Source organism: Kosakonia pseudosacchari (assembly GCF_900184035.1).
Taxonomy (GTDB): Bacteria; Pseudomonadota; Gammaproteobacteria; order Enterobacterales; family Enterobacteriaceae; genus Kosakonia; species Kosakonia pseudosacchari.
The window spans coordinates 219,215-233,858 of the sequence record NZ_FXWP01000009.1 but is presented as its reverse complement, the minus strand read 5'-3'; the positions used below and the strand labels follow the sequence as shown (position 1 = coordinate 233,858).

Annotated in this window: 14 protein-coding genes; 5 read left to right on the top strand and 9 right to left on the bottom strand. The window is 54.7% G+C overall.

Annotation, left to right across the window (positions count from 1 at the left end):
• Positions 1-5 precede the first annotated feature (5 nt).
• Both BN2591_RS03130 and BN2591_RS03125 read right to left on the bottom strand, forming a co-directional pair.
• On the bottom strand, positions 6-1,127 hold the full coding sequence (locus BN2591_RS03130; RefSeq protein ID WP_086868930.1) for a M20 peptidase aminoacylase family protein: 1,122 nt from the start codon (positions 1,125-1,127) through the stop codon (positions 6-8).
• Positions 1,124-2,140, bottom strand: a complete 1,017-nt coding sequence (locus tag BN2591_RS03125; protein ID WP_086868928.1) for an MsnO8 family LLM class oxidoreductase — start codon at positions 2,138-2,140, stop codon at positions 1,124-1,126. Before BN2591_RS03125 ends, BN2591_RS03130 begins: the two co-directional genes overlap by 4 nt.
• Before the next feature lie 153 nt (positions 2,141-2,293).
• Here BN2591_RS03125 and BN2591_RS03120 point away from each other — a divergent pair, with 153 nt between their 5' ends.
• Together BN2591_RS03120 and ansP are read left to right on the top strand one after the other, a co-directional pair.
• On the top strand, positions 2,294-2,608 hold the full coding sequence (locus BN2591_RS03120) for a hypothetical protein (RefSeq protein WP_086868925.1): 315 nt from the start codon (positions 2,294-2,296) through the stop codon (positions 2,606-2,608).
• The gene (gene ansP / locus BN2591_RS03115; protein ID WP_086868922.1) at positions 2,605-4,077 is read left to right on the top strand and encodes an L-asparagine permease; all 1,473 of its coding nucleotides are present in this window, start codon (positions 2,605-2,607) and stop codon (positions 4,075-4,077) included. The genes BN2591_RS03120 and ansP overlap by 4 nt, the downstream gene beginning before the upstream one ends.
• Before the next feature lie 166 nt (positions 4,078-4,243).
• On the opposite strand, the gene yncE is transcribed toward ansP, so the two are convergent.
• On the bottom strand, positions 4,244-5,305 hold the full coding sequence (gene yncE, locus BN2591_RS03110) for a 7-bladed beta-propeller protein YncE (protein WP_086868920.1): 1,062 nt from the start codon (positions 5,303-5,305) through the stop codon (positions 4,244-4,246).
• 267 nt (positions 5,306-5,572) lie between these two features.
• On the opposite strand from yncE, the gene pqqU reads away from it, so the two are divergent.
• The gene (gene pqqU, locus BN2591_RS03105) at positions 5,573-7,699 is read left to right on the top strand and encodes a TonB-dependent receptor PqqU (protein ID WP_086868918.1); all 2,127 of its coding nucleotides are present in this window, start codon (positions 5,573-5,575) and stop codon (positions 7,697-7,699) included.
• A gap of 45 nt (positions 7,700-7,744) precedes the next feature.
• Here pqqU and BN2591_RS03100 read toward each other — a convergent pair whose 3' ends face one another.
• The 5 genes from BN2591_RS03100 to BN2591_RS03080 all read right to left on the bottom strand — a co-directional run bounded on the left by BN2591_RS03100 (position 7,745) and on the right by BN2591_RS03080 (position 13,404).
• Positions 7,745-8,611, bottom strand: a complete 867-nt coding sequence (locus BN2591_RS03100; protein WP_162842149.1) for a GNAT family N-acetyltransferase — start codon at positions 8,609-8,611, stop codon at positions 7,745-7,747.
• Positions 8,612-8,681: 70 nt separating this feature from the next.
• Positions 8,682-10,619, bottom strand: coding sequence for a methyl-accepting chemotaxis protein (locus BN2591_RS03095; RefSeq protein ID WP_086868914.1), 1,938 nt, complete (start codon positions 10,617-10,619; stop codon positions 8,682-8,684).
• Positions 10,620-10,814: 195 nt separating this feature from the next.
• Positions 10,815-11,471 carry a GntR family transcriptional regulator gene (locus BN2591_RS03090; protein WP_017456876.1) on the bottom strand — a complete coding sequence of 219 codons (657 nt, stop codon included), beginning with the start codon at positions 11,469-11,471 and terminating at the stop codon, positions 10,815-10,817.
• A gap of 252 nt (positions 11,472-11,723) precedes the next feature.
• On the bottom strand, positions 11,724-12,761 hold the full coding sequence (locus tag BN2591_RS03085) for an NADP-dependent oxidoreductase (RefSeq protein WP_086868912.1): 1,038 nt from the start codon (positions 12,759-12,761) through the stop codon (positions 11,724-11,726).
• 67 nt (positions 12,762-12,828) lie between these two features.
• A complete protein-coding gene (locus tag BN2591_RS03080; protein ID WP_086868910.1) occupies positions 12,829-13,404 on the bottom strand; it encodes a helix-turn-helix domain-containing protein in 576 nt (191 codons plus the stop codon).
• Between the two features lie 37 nt (positions 13,405-13,441).
• Between BN2591_RS03080 and BN2591_RS03075 the strand changes: the two genes are divergently transcribed.
• Complete coding sequence (locus BN2591_RS03075; RefSeq protein ID WP_086868908.1) at positions 13,442-13,960, top strand: GNAT family N-acetyltransferase; 519 nt, start codon at positions 13,442-13,444, stop codon at positions 13,958-13,960.
• On the top strand, positions 13,957-14,406 hold the full coding sequence (locus BN2591_RS03070; RefSeq protein WP_016496003.1) for a DMT family transporter: 450 nt from the start codon (positions 13,957-13,959) through the stop codon (positions 14,404-14,406). The genes BN2591_RS03075 and BN2591_RS03070 overlap by 4 nt, the downstream gene beginning before the upstream one ends.
• Here the strand turns inward: BN2591_RS03070 and BN2591_RS03065 are convergent, their stop codons facing one another.
• Positions 14,407-14,640 carry a DUF2526 family protein gene (locus tag BN2591_RS03065; protein ID WP_086868905.1) on the bottom strand — a complete coding sequence of 78 codons (234 nt, stop codon included), beginning with the start codon at positions 14,638-14,640 and terminating at the stop codon, positions 14,407-14,409. It abuts the gene before it with no gap.
• Positions 14,641-14,644 lie beyond the last annotated feature (4 nt).

Sequence of the window (14,644 nt, the reverse complement as noted above, 5' to 3'; positions counted from 1 at the left end):
TCACATCAGGATTGCAGCAGTGCTTTTTCTGCCAGCAGCGCGAAATAACGCGCCGCCTCTTCGATTAACGCTTCATCGGGGTTAAACGCCGGGTGGTGCAGGCCGTAGTCGCTGTCGCTGCCGATGCTGACAAACGCGCCGGGAATATGCTGCAAATAGACGGCAAAATCCTCGCCCCCCATGTGCAGATCCGCCTCCTGCGTCTGGTAACCGTGCCAGTCAGCGACATCGCGGGCGAAAGTGGCCCAGCGATCGTGATTGACCAGCGCGGCAGGCCCTGCAAACCAGCGCACGTTGATATTGGCATCAAACGCCTGTGCCAGCCCGGCGGCAATATCGTCGACGCGGCGTTTAACTTTTTCGCGCACCTCCGCCTGGTGAGTGCGCAGCGTGCCTTCCAGTTCAACGTGCTCCGGCAGCACATTCCATGTGTTGCCACCCTGAATGCGGGTGACGCTCAGCACCACCGACTCCAGCGTATTGACGTTACGGCTGGCAATGCTTTGCAGCGCGACCACCAGTTGGCTGGCGAGCAAAATGGCGTCGTTACCTTCGTGCGGGCGAGCGGCGTGCGCGCCTTTGCCGGTAACGGTCAGCGAAAAACGATCCACATTGGCGTAAAACGCGCCGCTACGGGTGGCAAACGATCCGACCGGTAACCCGGGTTCGTTATGCATGCCAAAGATGGCGCTCACGTTGTCCAGTGCCCCGGCGTCGATTAACCGTTTCGCGCCGCCAAAATTCTCTTCTGCGGGCTGGAACAGAATGCGCACTCTGCCGGTCAGTTGCGGCTCTTTTTGTTTAAGCAGCAGCGCCGCACCGAGCATGACGCTGGAGTGAATATCGTGGCCGCAGGCGTGCATCACGCCGGGATTGCGCGAGGCAAACGGCACGTCGACCGCTTCTTCAATCGGTAACGCATCGATATCTGCGCGCAAGGCGATCACTTTCTCGCCGCTGCCCACTTCCGCGACCACGCCTGTCGGCAGGCTCAACGGCAGCAGTCTCAGCCCGGCGCTTTCCAGCCAGTGGCGAATGCGCCGGGTGGTTTCAAACTCTTGCAGCGATAACTCCGGGTGCTGGTGTAACTCGCGTCGCCAGTCGATCAGTTGTTCAGCAAAACTCATCCCGCCACCTCCTGCGTTGCTTTCGTGTTTGCGTGGGCCTGCGCCAGACGCAAGACAGAGGTCAGCCGCGCGCTGCCTTCGCTGATCGGCGTGTCGATAATAAATTCATCAATGGCGAATTGCTGATGCAGTTGATCCAGCCCCGCCAGAACCTGCTCTGCTGTTCCGGCGATCAGGGAGGGCTCGCGTTTCGCGATACGCACCGCCGGGCTGCCTGCCTGGCGAGCAAACGCATGGCCTTGCGCCTCGCTGGCGACGCTCACGCGCTGACCGTTTGCCAGCTCGACGCCCCAGACTTCAACCTGTTGCGCCAGCGCATACGCCTGGGCTTCGGTGTCGGCAACAATCACCTGCACGGCAACCAGGGTGTCGCGCTGGCTCTGCTGCTGCCACTGCGTGACAACGTCACGCAAAAGGGCTTTGTCCCCGTTGAGATGGGCGGCGAAGACGAAATTCCAGTCCAGTTTTGCCGCCAGCGCCGCGCTTTCGAGGCTCGCGCCAAGCAGAAAACCTTCCGCACGCTGCGGGGGTAATGGCGTAGCCAGGACGGTTTCTTCCGCGTGGTCATCTTTTGACAGGGACAACCAGTTATCCAGTTGCGCCAGTTGATCGGCAAAACTGCCCTTTTCGGCGCTGTTTATTCCCTGCTGCAATGCGCGCGTGGCGAGCGGCAAACCGCCGGGGGCTTTGCCGACGCCAAGATCAACGCGACCCGGCGCCAGGGTTGCCAGCAGATTGAAATTTTCCGCCACTTTGAATGGGCTGTAATGTTGCAACATGACACCGCCGGAACCGACGCGAATTCGCCGCGTCTGGCCGAGTATCCAGGCGATAACCAGCTCCGGCGACGGGCTGGCCAACTGGGTGGTGTTGTGATGTTCGGCAATCCAGAAGCGGTGATAGCCCCAGTTTTCCGCCTGCTGCGCCAGTTGCAGCGTGCGGGCCAGGGCATCCTGTGCGGTTTCATGCTCCGCGATGGGGCTTTTATCCAGCAAACTCAGGCGATAAGACATGCAATAAACTCGCGTTAGAGGAGATAGCCCCATTAATAGGGCGACGCGTGCATGCTGTGAAACAATTAATTTACATTAAATAAGCAAAAAATTCGCAAAGAAGCGGCCAACCAGCGTTCTGGTTACCTTGAGTCGGAATGATCAGTCGGCACTATGTTTGCAAATATGTTACATATTCGTTTTACTGATGGTGGTTTTTTCTGTTGCATTTTTCAGCGAGTTGAATCATTTGCACTGCTTGCCCCTGTCAACCTCACAATTTCCGCTAATAGTCGGCTGCTATGGCACTGGTATGTTTTGCGTCGTATATCGATTGCGGTTACGATGCTGCGCCATGTTTGGTCTTATCCATACGAAGAAACACTGGAAAGACAAAACATTTTCCCGCGCCAGGCAATCGATTGGTTTTCTGCCTGCCGGGTAGAGGAATTCCGCAAGGTTCAGACAGGTAAACAGGTAACGCAATGAAAACAGACAACAACGTCACGGATCATCACGCCGCGAAACGACGCTGGCTCAATTCTCACGAAGAGGGCTACAACCGCGCGATGGGTAACCGCCAGGTGCAAATGATTGCTATCGGCGGCGCAATCGGTACTGGTTTATTTTTGGGCGCAGGCGCCCGACTGCAGATGGCGGGGCCGTCGCTGGCTATCGTTTATCTGGTGTGTGGTATTTTCTCCTTCTTTATTCTGCGCGCGCTGGGCGAACTGGTATTACACCGCCCTTCCAGCGGCAGCTTCGTCTCTTATGCGCGTGAATTCCTTGGCGAAAAAGCCGCGTATGTTGCCGGTTGGATGTATTTCATCAACTGGGCGATGACCGGGATCGTGGATATCACCGCCGTTGCGCTTTATATGCATTACTGGGGCGCGTTTGGCGATGTCCCGCAATGGGTGTTTGCCCTTGGGGCGCTGGCCATTGTCGGCACCATGAACATGATCGGTGTGAAGTGGTTCGCAGAGATGGAGTTCTGGTTTGCGCTGGTTAAAGTGCTGGCGATTGTGGTGTTTCTGGTCGTCGGGACCATTTTCCTCGGCAGTGGTAAACCGCTCGATGGCGGTGCGACCGGCTTCCATTTGATCACCGATAACGGCGGTTTCTTCCCGCACGGCCTGTTACCGGCGCTGGTGCTGGTTCAGGGCGTTGTGTTCGCGTTCGCCTCTATCGAACTGGTGGGGACGGCGGCGGGCGAATGTAAAGATCCGCAGACTATGGTGCCGAAAGCCATTAACAGCGTTATCTGGCGTATCGGTTTGTTCTATGTCGGCTCCGTGGTGTTGCTGGTTCTGTTGCTGCCGTGGAATGCGTATCAGGCGGGACAAAGCCCGTTTGTGACCTTTTTCTCCAAGCTGGGCGTGCCCTATATTGGCGACATTATGAATATGGTGGTGCTGACCGCCGCCCTCTCCAGCCTGAACTCCGGGCTTTACAGCACAGGGCGTATTCTGCGCTCAATGTCGATGGGCGGTTCCGCACCCAAATTTATGTCGAAAATGAGCCGTCACCACGTACCTTACGCAGGCATTCTGGCGACCATTTGCGTCTATATCGTTGGCGTGTTCCTGAACTACCTGGTGCCATCGCAGGTCTTTGAAATTGTGCTTAACGTTGCTTCGCTGGGGATCATTGCTTCCTGGGGCTTTATCGTGGTGTGCCAGATGCGTCTGCGCAAAGCTATCCATGAAGGTAAAGTGGCGGATGTCAGTTTCAAAATGCCGGGCGCGCCGGTGACCTCCTGGCTGACGCTGCTGTTCCTGCTCAGCGTGCTGGTGCTGATGGCGTTCGATTACCCGAACGGCACATACACCATCGGTTCTATTCCGCTGATCGCGGTGTTGTTGGTTGCGGGCTGGTTTGGCGTGCGTAAGCGCGTTAACGAAATCCACAGCACCGCGCCGGTTCACCCGGACGCCGCGCAGAACTCACGTTCGTAACGCGTTATAAACGCTAAAAGCCGCAGCGGAAACGTTGCGGCTTTTTTGTTGCCAGAGAAACGGATACCAGACCTGCGCTGCCAGGCGGCGCAATCCCTCTACTGCGCATAGTGATGCCCTGCTGTGAAAGAAAAGCTCCCCGCAGGGAGCTTTGGCTATCAATCGCTTACAGCGCAATACGTATGACATCATCCGGCTCTGTCGCTTCTTTTTCGCGCGTCGAGGCCTGTTTCACACTGACGTACAGCGTGTTGCCGTCCGCTGAAAGCGCCAGACTGTTCGGATGGGTTGGCGTGGCGAAAGTTTTCACCACTTTGTAGGTTTTGGCGTCGATAACGCTCACCTTTCCCGCCTCGCGGTGTGTCACGTAGGCTTCATTGCGTGTCGGGTTAAACAGCACTGCCAGCGATTCCGGCGCGGCGATTTTCTCCAGTACCTTGCCGTTACGGGTATCGACAACCAGCACTTTCGGCGCTTTTGAGTCGGTGATAAACGCACGATGACCGGCGCTATCGAGACTCAGGTTGAGATAGAAGTGCTCTTTGCCGTCCTGCTGCAATTTTTTACGTTCAAGAATGCGGTGGTTGCGGGTATCAATGGTAATGAGCTCGCCGTCAGCATTGGTGGTATAGAGACGTTTTGCCGCGCTATCGATGGCAAGGCCAGTGCTGTAAGTCCCCGTATTGGTAATGGTCGTTTTTAACTTCAGCGCCGCGCCGTCTACCACCCATACTGCACTCTCTTTACCGACGCCGGTGATGTAAACCGTGTTGGTTTCTTCATCCACGACCAGCTCGCGCGGGCTGAGCGGGCGCACCGTTTCCGAACGTTTACGCGCATCCAGCACTACGCGGCCTTTAATAACACCGGTTCTGGCGTCTACCGCCGTGACGGAACCGTCGGTGGTGTTGCCGAACCACAGTGTCTGCGTACGGCTATTGAGGGTTGCGCCGAAGGGTTTTACATCGCTGTGAATGGCCTGCGTAATGGCAAGCGTGGCCGGGTCCAGACGGTAAATCACCCCACCTTTATCCGTTTTGCGGCTCTGCGCGGTCGCCAGCCACAGCGCGTTTTCCTGCTGGCTGATGGCCATTTCATAGGCGCCTTTGCCGACGGCTTTGCGCAACATCTCCTCTGCAGCGTGGGTGCTAAATGAACCCGCCAGCAGTAACGATCCCAGAACCACAGTGCGGCGCAAGCGCGGTGAGCATAATTGACGTAAAGACATGACGACTTCCTTTGTTCAGCTTAATGGTTACGTTTTCACATGCGTCCAGTGCACGAAACGGCAGTTTCGCTTATTGTTGTAGTTGAGAATAGTAATCATTAATAACAAGAAAGTGGAGCGTTAAATCTTCATGACGCAGGATCCCGTTTCCTCCGTTACACTCATCGTTAACGTAATGTGCGTTTAAAGTTTTCAAATAATTTACATACGCTTTAACATATTGGCGTATTTCCTCTTTTTTGGTTCGTCTTTTAACTTGGTTCCGTCATGAATATCATTTCCGCCACAAAGCTCACCCTGCCGGTGTTATTGCTGCCGGCTGCGCTCTCCACTTCCGCTTACGCGGCCGACAACGAACAAACGATGATTGTCAGCGCCACGCCGCAGACCGTTTCCGAACTGGACAGCCCCGCCGCCGTGAGCGTCGTTCAGGGCGATGATATCCGTCAGGCCGCGCCGCGCGTGAATCTCTCGGAATCGCTCAACAGCGTTCCCGGTTTACAAGTGCAAAACCGGCAAAATTACGCCCAGGATCTGCAACTGTCGATTCGCGGCTTTGGTTCGCGTTCCACCTACGGCGTACGCGGCATTCGTCTGTATGTGGATGGCATTCCCGCGACCATGCCGGATGGCCAGGGGCAAACCTCGAATATCGATTTAAACAGTGTGGAGAGCATTGATGTGTTGCGTGGCCCTTTCTCGGCGCTATATGGCAACGCGTCTGGCGGCGTTATGAATGTCACCACGCAGACCGGGCGTGAACCGGCAACCATCGAAGCCAGCAGCTATTACGGCAGCTTTGGGAGCTGGCGCTACGGCCTGAAAGCCACAGGCGCGATGGGCGACGGGACACATGCGGGCGATGTCGATTACACCGTGTCCAGCACCCGTTTTGTCACCCACGGTTATCGCGATCGCAGCGGCGCGCGGAAAAATCTCGCCAACGCCAAACTCGGCGTGCGAATTGATGACGCCAGCAAACTGAGCCTGATTTTTAACAGCGTCGATATTAAGGCGAACGACGCCGGTGGATTAACCGAGTCTGAATGGCACGATAACCCGCGCCAGTCACCGCGTGCGCAGCAATACGATACGCGCAAAACCATTAAGCAAACCCAGGCGGGCTTGCGCTATGAGCGCCAGATGAGCAGCCAGGACGATTTCAGCGTGATGATGTACGCCGGTGAGCGTGAAACCACGCAATATCAATCGATCCCGCGTGGTGATACCCCTTTTGCTGCGCAGCGTAACCCTAAACACGCGGGCGGCGTGATTGATTTAGCACGCCACTATCAGGGCATTGATACCCGCTGGACGCACCGTGGTGAGCTGGGCGTACCGGTGACCTTTACCGGTGGTCTGAACTACGAAAACATGAGTGAGGAGCGCAAGGGTTACGAAAACTTTGTGATGGATGGCACCACGCCGGTGTACGGCGAAAAAGGCAATCTGCGCCGTAACGAACGCAACCTGATGTGGAACGTCGATCCATATCTGCAAACCGCCTGGCAACTGACCGATAAGCTGTCGCTGGATGCGGGCGTGCGTTACAGCTCCGTCTGGTTTGATTCCAACGATCATTACATTACGGCGCGAAATGGTGATGACAGTGGCGAAGCCAGTTATCACAAATGGCTGCCTGCCGCGTCGCTGAAATATGCCATGACCGAGGCGTGGAATGTGTATGCCGCCGCCGGTCGTGGTTTTGAAACGCCTACCATTAATGAGCTTTCCTACCGTGCGGATGGCAAAACCGGTCTCAACTTCGCGCTGAAACCGTCGACTAACGACACCGTGGAGATCGGCAGCAAAACGCGTATCGGTAATGGTCTGCTGACGGCCGCGTTGTTCCGCACTGACACTGATAACGAGATCGTCACCGATACCAGCAGCGGTGGACGTACCACCTATAAAAACGCCGGAAAAACCCGTCGTCAGGGCGCGGAATTATCCCTCGATCAGCAATTCGCCGGTAACTGGCGGGCAAAACTGGCGTGGACGTATCTTGATGCCACCTATCGCAGTGAGGTATGCGACGGTGGCTGTAATGGCAATCGCATTCCGGGTATCGCGCGCAATATGGGCTTTGCCTCGCTGGGCTGGCTCCCGGACCAGGGCTGGTATGCGGGCGCCGATGTGCGCTATATGAGCGATATTATGGCCAATGATGAAAACAGCGCCAAAGCGCCCTCGTATACCGTCACCGGGCTGAATACCGGGTATAAATTCAGCTACGGCAACTGGATGATGGACGTGTTTGGCCGGGTCGATAACCTGTTTGATCGCCACTATGTTGGTTCGGTTATCGTTAACGAAGGCAATAACCGTTACTACGAACCGGCACCGGGGCGTAATTACGGCGTCGGCTTATCGGTCGCGTATCAGTTTGAATAATATGAAAGCCCCTGATGACAGGGGCTTTTTTTATAGCGATAACGACTAGGCGTGAGACAACAACGGGAACATCACCTGATGGTCGCGAAACACATTCTCTTTCGCGCTGAACAGAAACAGCGTGTCCTCATCGTCAATCAGCGTACATTCGCATTCGCGGGTTTCTTTGGGCGTAAAACCTAGCACCACACGCTGGGTTTGCTGATTCGCTAATGCATTAACAATTTGCGTTAAAGACGAGCCCGATTCGGCAAAAATATCGAAACACAGCAGCGTGCCTCTGTTTTGCGTGGCAATGGCGATAGCCTGATGTTTTTCTGAAAAATAGACGCACGCTTTTAAATACGACGCACAGTAAAACATCAACAACCCCACATTGTTATTCATTGGCAGCGCCGAAAAGGGGTTGGATTTCGCGTAATAGCGCAGCAACTGCTGCCTGTCGGCGTCGTCGTCCATATCCAGCCGACGAAAGTCACTCGCCACCGGCGTGGCACGCAGGGTGTATTGATATTCCCGCGCTTTCTCAAAGCCAAATTTCGGATAGAAATCCCGCACGCTGGCGTTTGCGTATAAATAGATCGCATCGGCCCGGTATTGCCAGTCATAGATAATTTCCGTCAGCAGGTAACGGGCAAGTCCGTTATGGCGATAGCGCTTATCGGTCATTACCGTGCCTATCTGGATATAGCGTTTTTCGGCGCCCATCCAGCGTGTATCGATAACGTTAACCGAGGCATTCGCAATCACCTGGTTTTCATCGACCAACGCGTAGGGAATGTAGTTTTCCGTCCAGAATCCGGCCTGATACCATGCCTCGAAGGATAAATCGAAGGTATCGACGGCTAAATCAATAAAGCTTTGGCGCAATATGTCGTGCTGTTTGAGTTGTTTTACCAGAGGGTATTTCATGCCGCCATTTCCCATAAAAAAGCCCGGTCGCATCGCGCTTCCGGGCTGTTACTGATGCGCGTATCAAAGGTTAAAACGTGGTCCAGCCCTCATCGCTCGTGGCGGTTTCACGCGGTTCGACGTTCTGCTTCACAGCCGGTTTGGCTGTCGGTTTGCCTGTTTTGGGGACCGGTTTTGCGCCATTCTGTTCAAGACGGAACGTGGCGACCAGCTCTTCCAGCAAACGCGCCTGTTCTTCCAGCGAACCCGCCGCCGATGAGGATTCGCTCACCAGCGAGGCGTTCTGCTGCGTGGTGCTATCCAGCTCACCCACCGCACGCGCGATTTGCTCAATGCCACGGCTCTGCTCTTCGGAAGCAGACGAGATTTCGCCCATGATATCGTTAACACGGGTGACAGACTGCACCACCTGATCCATGGTTTCACCAGCTTTTGCCACCAGTTCGCTACCCACATTAATGCGCGAAACGGATTCGCTAATCAGCTGTTCGATATCTTTTGCCGCCTGCGAGCTGCGTTGCGACAGGCTGCGCACTTCACTGGCGACGACCGCAAAGCCACGCCCCTGTTCACCGGCGCGTGCCGCTTCGACGGCAGCGTTCAGTGCCAGAATGTTGGTCTGGAAGGCGATGCTGTTAATCACAGCAGTAATATCGGCAATTTTGTTCGAACTGTTATGAATATCGCCCATGGTATTCACCACTTCGCGCATCACCGTTCCACCTTCGCTGGCGGTTTTCGACGCCTGAGCGGCCAGGCTGCTGGCATTGCGGGCGTTATCGGCGTTGTTTTTCACCGTGGCGGTCAACTCTTCCATGCTGGCCGCGGTTTCAACTACCGCTGCGGCCTGTTGCTCGGTACGGGAAGAGAGATCGGTATTGCCTTCGGCAATCTCCGTCGCTGCACGCGAAACCTGGCTCACGCTGTTGCGCACTTCGAAAATCATGTCGCGCAGCGTATCGTTCATCCGCCCCATTGCACCGGTTAATTGCCCCAGTTCATCCGTGCTCTGCGCACGAATTTGTGAACTGAGATCGCCACTGGCGATACGTTCTGCCAGCGCCAGGTTGCGATCGATAGGACGCGTAATCTGGCGAATAACCCACCAGGAGACAATTACGCCCAGCAGGATAGCGATTACGCCAATAATCGACGCAATGGTGCTTGAGGTGTACGCCAGTTCATCGTTGTGCGCTTTCACCAGCGCAATGATCTGTTTGAGCGAGGCGCTGCTCTCGTCCCCGCCCACTTTCACTTTATCTTCTGCTGCTTTTAATGCCTGGAAAGCGGTGAGGTAGTTGAGGCTCAAATCGCGGTATTTCACCGTGTCATCCCACAGGGATTGCAGCGGTGATTGCAGCTCTCCCGGTAACTGGCTCACCAGCGCCTGAACGCTCTTTTGCGTTGTGCCAAAACGGGCATCCAGCGCCTCTTTCGCCTCTTTACCCGGGCTGTAACGAACCACCAGCACGGCGTCGCGCACCGTGCTGATCGCAAACAACTGCTCATAAATTTGCGCCATCAGTGCAGGGTCGGCCACCGGTGTGCGCACCAGTGTGGTATAGCGCGCAGAGAGATCCTGTGCGGCCAGTTTGTCGAGCGCGTCGCGCACGCTTTTAATGTCACCGGTGGCTTTTTGCATCTCACCAATCGCGCCCTGGAATTGTTCCAGATGGCTGGCGACATCGCTGATAATTTGTTTCTCGTTTGCAGACCAGGACATGTTGTCGGCGCTGGCGGTCAGCTCGGAAGCGTGACGCACATAGTTGGACATCACCTGCCCTGATTTATCATCGCCATAGAAGTATTTCAGACGGTTAATTTTGGCCTGAAATACTTCAATGTTGATGTTGTACATAAGGTTGGTTTTTTCGTAGACGTCGCGTATTTCTTTAAAGCGCAATACGCTCAGGACGGTGGCAATAGCAACCAGAAAGAGAACTAACCCAAAACCGACTGACAGCTTTCTACTAATTTTTATGTTGCTTAACCGCTGGCTAAATGACATTCCGGACTCCTTGCTAAACCCCAATGTTAGCGCCCAACAACTGCACGCACACATCGTTATCGGCAAAGAAACCAGGGATTTCAGGTGTAAGCTGGTCTTATCAGTGAAAAACGTGATATTGATGCGCCCCATTCGCAAATTTTGCCGGGGAGCATCAATATAGGAAGAGAAAGGATTATGTCGTTGAATTATAACTCAGCGATAGAATTGTTTGTGAACGATGTTTGCGCCCTCATCAATCGCACGCCATAACGCGCGTTCGCTAGCGAAAGCGTCTCCCTCTTCTAACGCCGCCAACAAATCACTGTAATTTTCGACGCGCGTCAGATCCTCAGAATGTGGATAAAGATAATTGTAACAAGGCCCAATACGAACCCATAACTGCTCAATCAAAGCCGTTAACGTCGGCATCCCGGCGTGGCTGTAAACACTAAAGCGAAACACGCGGTTAGCCTGCAGGCCCTGCTCGGTGTTACCGCTTTTCATTGCCTCATGAAAATTCGCCGCCAGGATACGCAACTCGCGAATTTTCTCCTTTGTCATATGCTGGCTGGCAGCGCGTGCCGCCATACCCTCAAGATTTTTACGAATCTGGTTAATTTCGTTATAGCGATCAAGGCTGACTTCCGGAACCAGAAAAGCCTGCGCCGGAGTGGCATGCAGCGCGCCTGCGGAGACCAACCGCAGTAACGCTTCCCGCACCGGTGTAATACTGGTGCCTAATTGATCGGCTATTTCCTTTGTGATGAGCCGCGCGCCCGGTTTAAGCGCGCCAATAATAAGCGCACTTTTAAGACTCGCCTCAACTTGCATGGTGAGGCTGGTTCGCTGCGCTTTTTCCAAATCAAGCATGTTTGTATCCCGTATAATTTCTTATTTATTCTCAGCCTGGTAGCGTGTCCGTAATTTGTGTCAATGAATATATTATATACACATGCCTGGTATTGGATGGTCGCGTAAAAGTTAAAACAATTTGTATTTATTATGCACAACTACCAGGAACCGCCTTCACAAGGTCGTCAGTTCCTTATGCTTATCTAATTAAAGACGTTTCTCAAAAATTTGCACGATTTCTGATGGCGGTTTTTCACCGCCATCATTCTTTTAGCTGAGAGGCCCGATTTGCACTACGACTTTACCGAAATTTTTCCCTTCGAGCAGGCCGATAAAAGCATCTGGCGCATTTTCCAGCCCCTCGATCAATTGCTCACGGTAGTGAATTATTTCCTCGCGAATCCATTTTTCCATCTCCTGCTGGAATTCATGAATACGGTGACCGTAATCCTGGCCAATAATAAAACCTTGCAAACGAATTCGTTTTTTCAGCAATGTTGCCATTAATAACGGAATACGATCCGGACCGGCAGGAAGATCGGTGGCGTTATAGCCGCTGACTAACCCACAAAGTGGAATTCGCGCGGAGGTATTTAATAACGGCAGCACCGCATCAAATACTTTTCCGCCGACATTTTCAAAATAGATATCGATACCCTGCGGGCAGGCCGCAGCCAGTTGTTCGGCAAAATCCTCTGCGTGATGATCAATGCAGTGATCGAACCCCAGCACCTCAACCGCATGGCGGCATTTCTCGCTACCGCCGGCCACGCCCACCACGCGGCACCCCTTGATTTTGCCGATTTGCCCCACCGTGGCCCCGACCGGACCGGTTGCGGCAGCAACAACTAACGTTTCACCGGCTTTCGGCTGGCCGATATCCAGCAACCCCATATAAGCGGTAAACCCTGGCATACCAAGAATACCGAGCGACCACGACGGGTGCGGCGGATTGTCGCCCAGTTTCACCAGGCCTTCGCCGCCGGAAATGTCGTAATCCTGCCAGCCGCTGTAGCCCAGCACCCAGTCACCTTCCGCGAAATCCGGGTGTTGCGATTTAACCACGCGGCTCACGGTGCCGCCGCACATCACTTCACCTATTTTTACCGGCGGCGAATAGGACGGCGCATCGCTCATTCGCCCGCGCATGTAGGGATCTAACGAGAGGAAAACGGTGCGTAGCAACACCTGCCCTTCGCCCGGCGTGGCGATATCATCTTCTTCAAGGCGGAAATTATCGGCGACGGGCGCGCCATGCGGGCGGGAAGCCAGCACCCAGCGGCGGTTGCGGTGTGGATCTTGTTTCATTGTTCGCTCCTGTACGTGTCAGACTAACTATTGATACTAGTCCCTGACGGCCAGGAGCGCGTTTACATTACGAGCTGGAAGGATTTAGTCGCACCACCAGATAACGGCAAGGCGCGTGGCTTTCATTGATAAAGCGGCAATCATTCGGCGGGCCGAGTTCCAGACAATCGCCGGCGTGCATCTCATGGCGCGTGTCGCCTTCAACGAACACCAGTTCCCCCTCCTGCAACCAGATAAGCTGGCGCGCCAGCGCATAGGCGGAGGCAGGCATGGGAATATCGCTCCCGGCGGGCAACTCGATTTGCACCAGGTCAATAGGCAAATCACTGCGCGGCGAGACGTGACGGCGCAAGTAATGACTCTGCGGATCGCGCCAGACGGGCTGATCGGCGTGGCGCAGCAATTTACCTTCCTGCATTTCCGCGCGCGCAATCAGCGTTGACATACTGATACCAAACGCGCCGGAAAGCCGCGCCAGCAGCGCCGCCGTCGGGCTACTTTCGCCGCGTTCAATTTTGTGGATCATCGCCCGCGACACCCCGGCACGCTCCGCCAGTTCGCTCAGCGACCAGCCGCGTGATTCACGTTCAACGCGAATTCGTGCACTGATCCGTTGATTTATATTGTCTGAGATAGTATTCATAACGTAATACTATAGTGTACAAATTTGAGGTTCAACCATGAATATTCGTTACGCCGGGAAAGAAGATTGCGCGGCAATCGCCGTCATTTACAACCATGCAGTGGTCAATACCGCAGCAATCTGGAATGACCAGACGGTGGATGTCGAAAACCGTATCGCCTGGTATGAAGCGCGCGCCTCGCTGGGCTACCCGGTACTGGTTAGCGAAGAGAACGGCGTTATCACCGGTTATGCCTCGTTTGGTGACTGGCGCGCTTTTGATGGCTTTCGCCATACGGTTGAGCACTCGGTTTATGTCCACCCGGAACATCAAGGCAAAGGTATCGGCCTGGCGCTGATGGAGCGCTTAATTGAAGAAGCCAGACGCATCGGAAAACATGTGATGGTCGCGGGTATCGAAGCGCAAAATCACGGCTCGATTCATTTGCACAGCAAACTTGGGTTTGTGATCACCGGGCAAATGCCGCAGGTCGGCACGAAGTTTGGCCGCTGGCTGGATCTGACGTTTATGCAACTGCAACTCGATGATCGTACCGAACCGGACGCCATTTCATGAATCAGTCGCTCACCCTCACCTTTTTGATTGCCGCCGGTATTGGCCTGGTGGTGCAAAATACCTTAATGGTGCGCATTACCCAGTCGGCGTCGACCATTCTTATCGCCATGCTGCTGAATTCGCTGGTCGGCATTGTGCTGTTTGTCTCTATTTTGCTGATCAAACACGGTGTCGCCGGGTTTCAGGAGTTGTACGCCAGTGTGAAATGGTGGACGCTCATTCCCGGTTTGCTGGGGTCGTTTTTTGTCTTTGCCAGTATCAGCGGCTATCAGTATGTCGGTGCGGCAACCACCATTGCGGTGCTGGTCGCAAGCCAGCTTATCGGCGGGCTGGTGATGGATGTGGTAAGAAGCCAGGGCGTTGCGCTGAAAGCGCTGATTGGTCCGGTATGCGGCGCGGTGTTGCTGGTAATTGGCGCCTGGCTGGTAGCCAGACGCCAGTTTTAATTACAGGATCTCGCCACCTTTGGTGAGCTGCTCGCGTCGCGCTTCCATATCTTCTTTGTGCTGCCGACCATGGTGCGCAATCGCCTGACGCAGGCGCTGTTGCTGGGTGTAGCGTTCGTCCCGGCTCAGCGCCGCATCATCGCTAAGCTCAACCAGTAGCTCATTCATGCCGATGATAGCGCCCTGTTCGATAGCCGCATCAACGCGGGCGATAACCTCATCCAGGTGTGACATAGCC

Excerpts from the sequence above, each read along its gene's own strand:
- BN2591_RS03130 (WP_086868930.1), bottom strand. The coding sequence starts at position 1,127 with ATGAGTTTTGCTGAACAACTGATCGACTGGCGACGCGAGTTACACCAG.
- BN2591_RS03125 (WP_086868928.1), bottom strand. The coding sequence starts at position 2,140 with ATGTCTTATCGCCTGAGTTTGCTGGATAAAAGCCCCATCGCGGAGCAT.
- BN2591_RS03120 (WP_086868925.1), top strand. The coding sequence starts at position 2,294 with ATGTTTGCAAATATGTTACATATTCGTTTTACTGATGGTGGTTTTTTC.
- ansP (WP_086868922.1), top strand. The coding sequence starts at position 2,605 with ATGAAAACAGACAACAACGTCACGGATCATCACGCCGCGAAACGACGC.
- yncE (WP_086868920.1), bottom strand. The coding sequence starts at position 5,305 with ATGTCTTTACGTCAATTATGCTCACCGCGCTTGCGCCGCACTGTGGTT.
- pqqU (WP_086868918.1), top strand. The coding sequence starts at position 5,573 with ATGAATATCATTTCCGCCACAAAGCTCACCCTGCCGGTGTTATTGCTG.
- BN2591_RS03100 (WP_162842149.1), bottom strand. The coding sequence starts at position 8,611 with ATGAAATACCCTCTGGTAAAACAACTCAAACAGCACGACATATTGCGC.
- BN2591_RS03095 (WP_086868914.1), bottom strand. The coding sequence starts at position 10,619 with ATGTCATTTAGCCAGCGGTTAAGCAACATAAAAATTAGTAGAAAGCTG.
- BN2591_RS03090 (WP_017456876.1), bottom strand. The coding sequence starts at position 11,471 with ATGCTTGATTTGGAAAAAGCGCAGCGAACCAGCCTCACCATGCAAGTT.
- BN2591_RS03085 (WP_086868912.1), bottom strand. The coding sequence starts at position 12,761 with ATGAAACAAGATCCACACCGCAACCGCCGCTGGGTGCTGGCTTCCCGC.
- BN2591_RS03080 (WP_086868910.1), bottom strand. The coding sequence starts at position 13,404 with ATGAATACTATCTCAGACAATATAAATCAACGGATCAGTGCACGAATT.
- BN2591_RS03075 (WP_086868908.1), top strand. The coding sequence starts at position 13,442 with ATGAATATTCGTTACGCCGGGAAAGAAGATTGCGCGGCAATCGCCGTC.
- BN2591_RS03070 (WP_016496003.1), top strand. The coding sequence starts at position 13,957 with ATGAATCAGTCGCTCACCCTCACCTTTTTGATTGCCGCCGGTATTGGC.
- BN2591_RS03065 (WP_086868905.1), bottom strand. The coding sequence starts at position 14,640 with ATGTCACACCTGGATGAGGTTATCGCCCGCGTTGATGCGGCTATCGAA.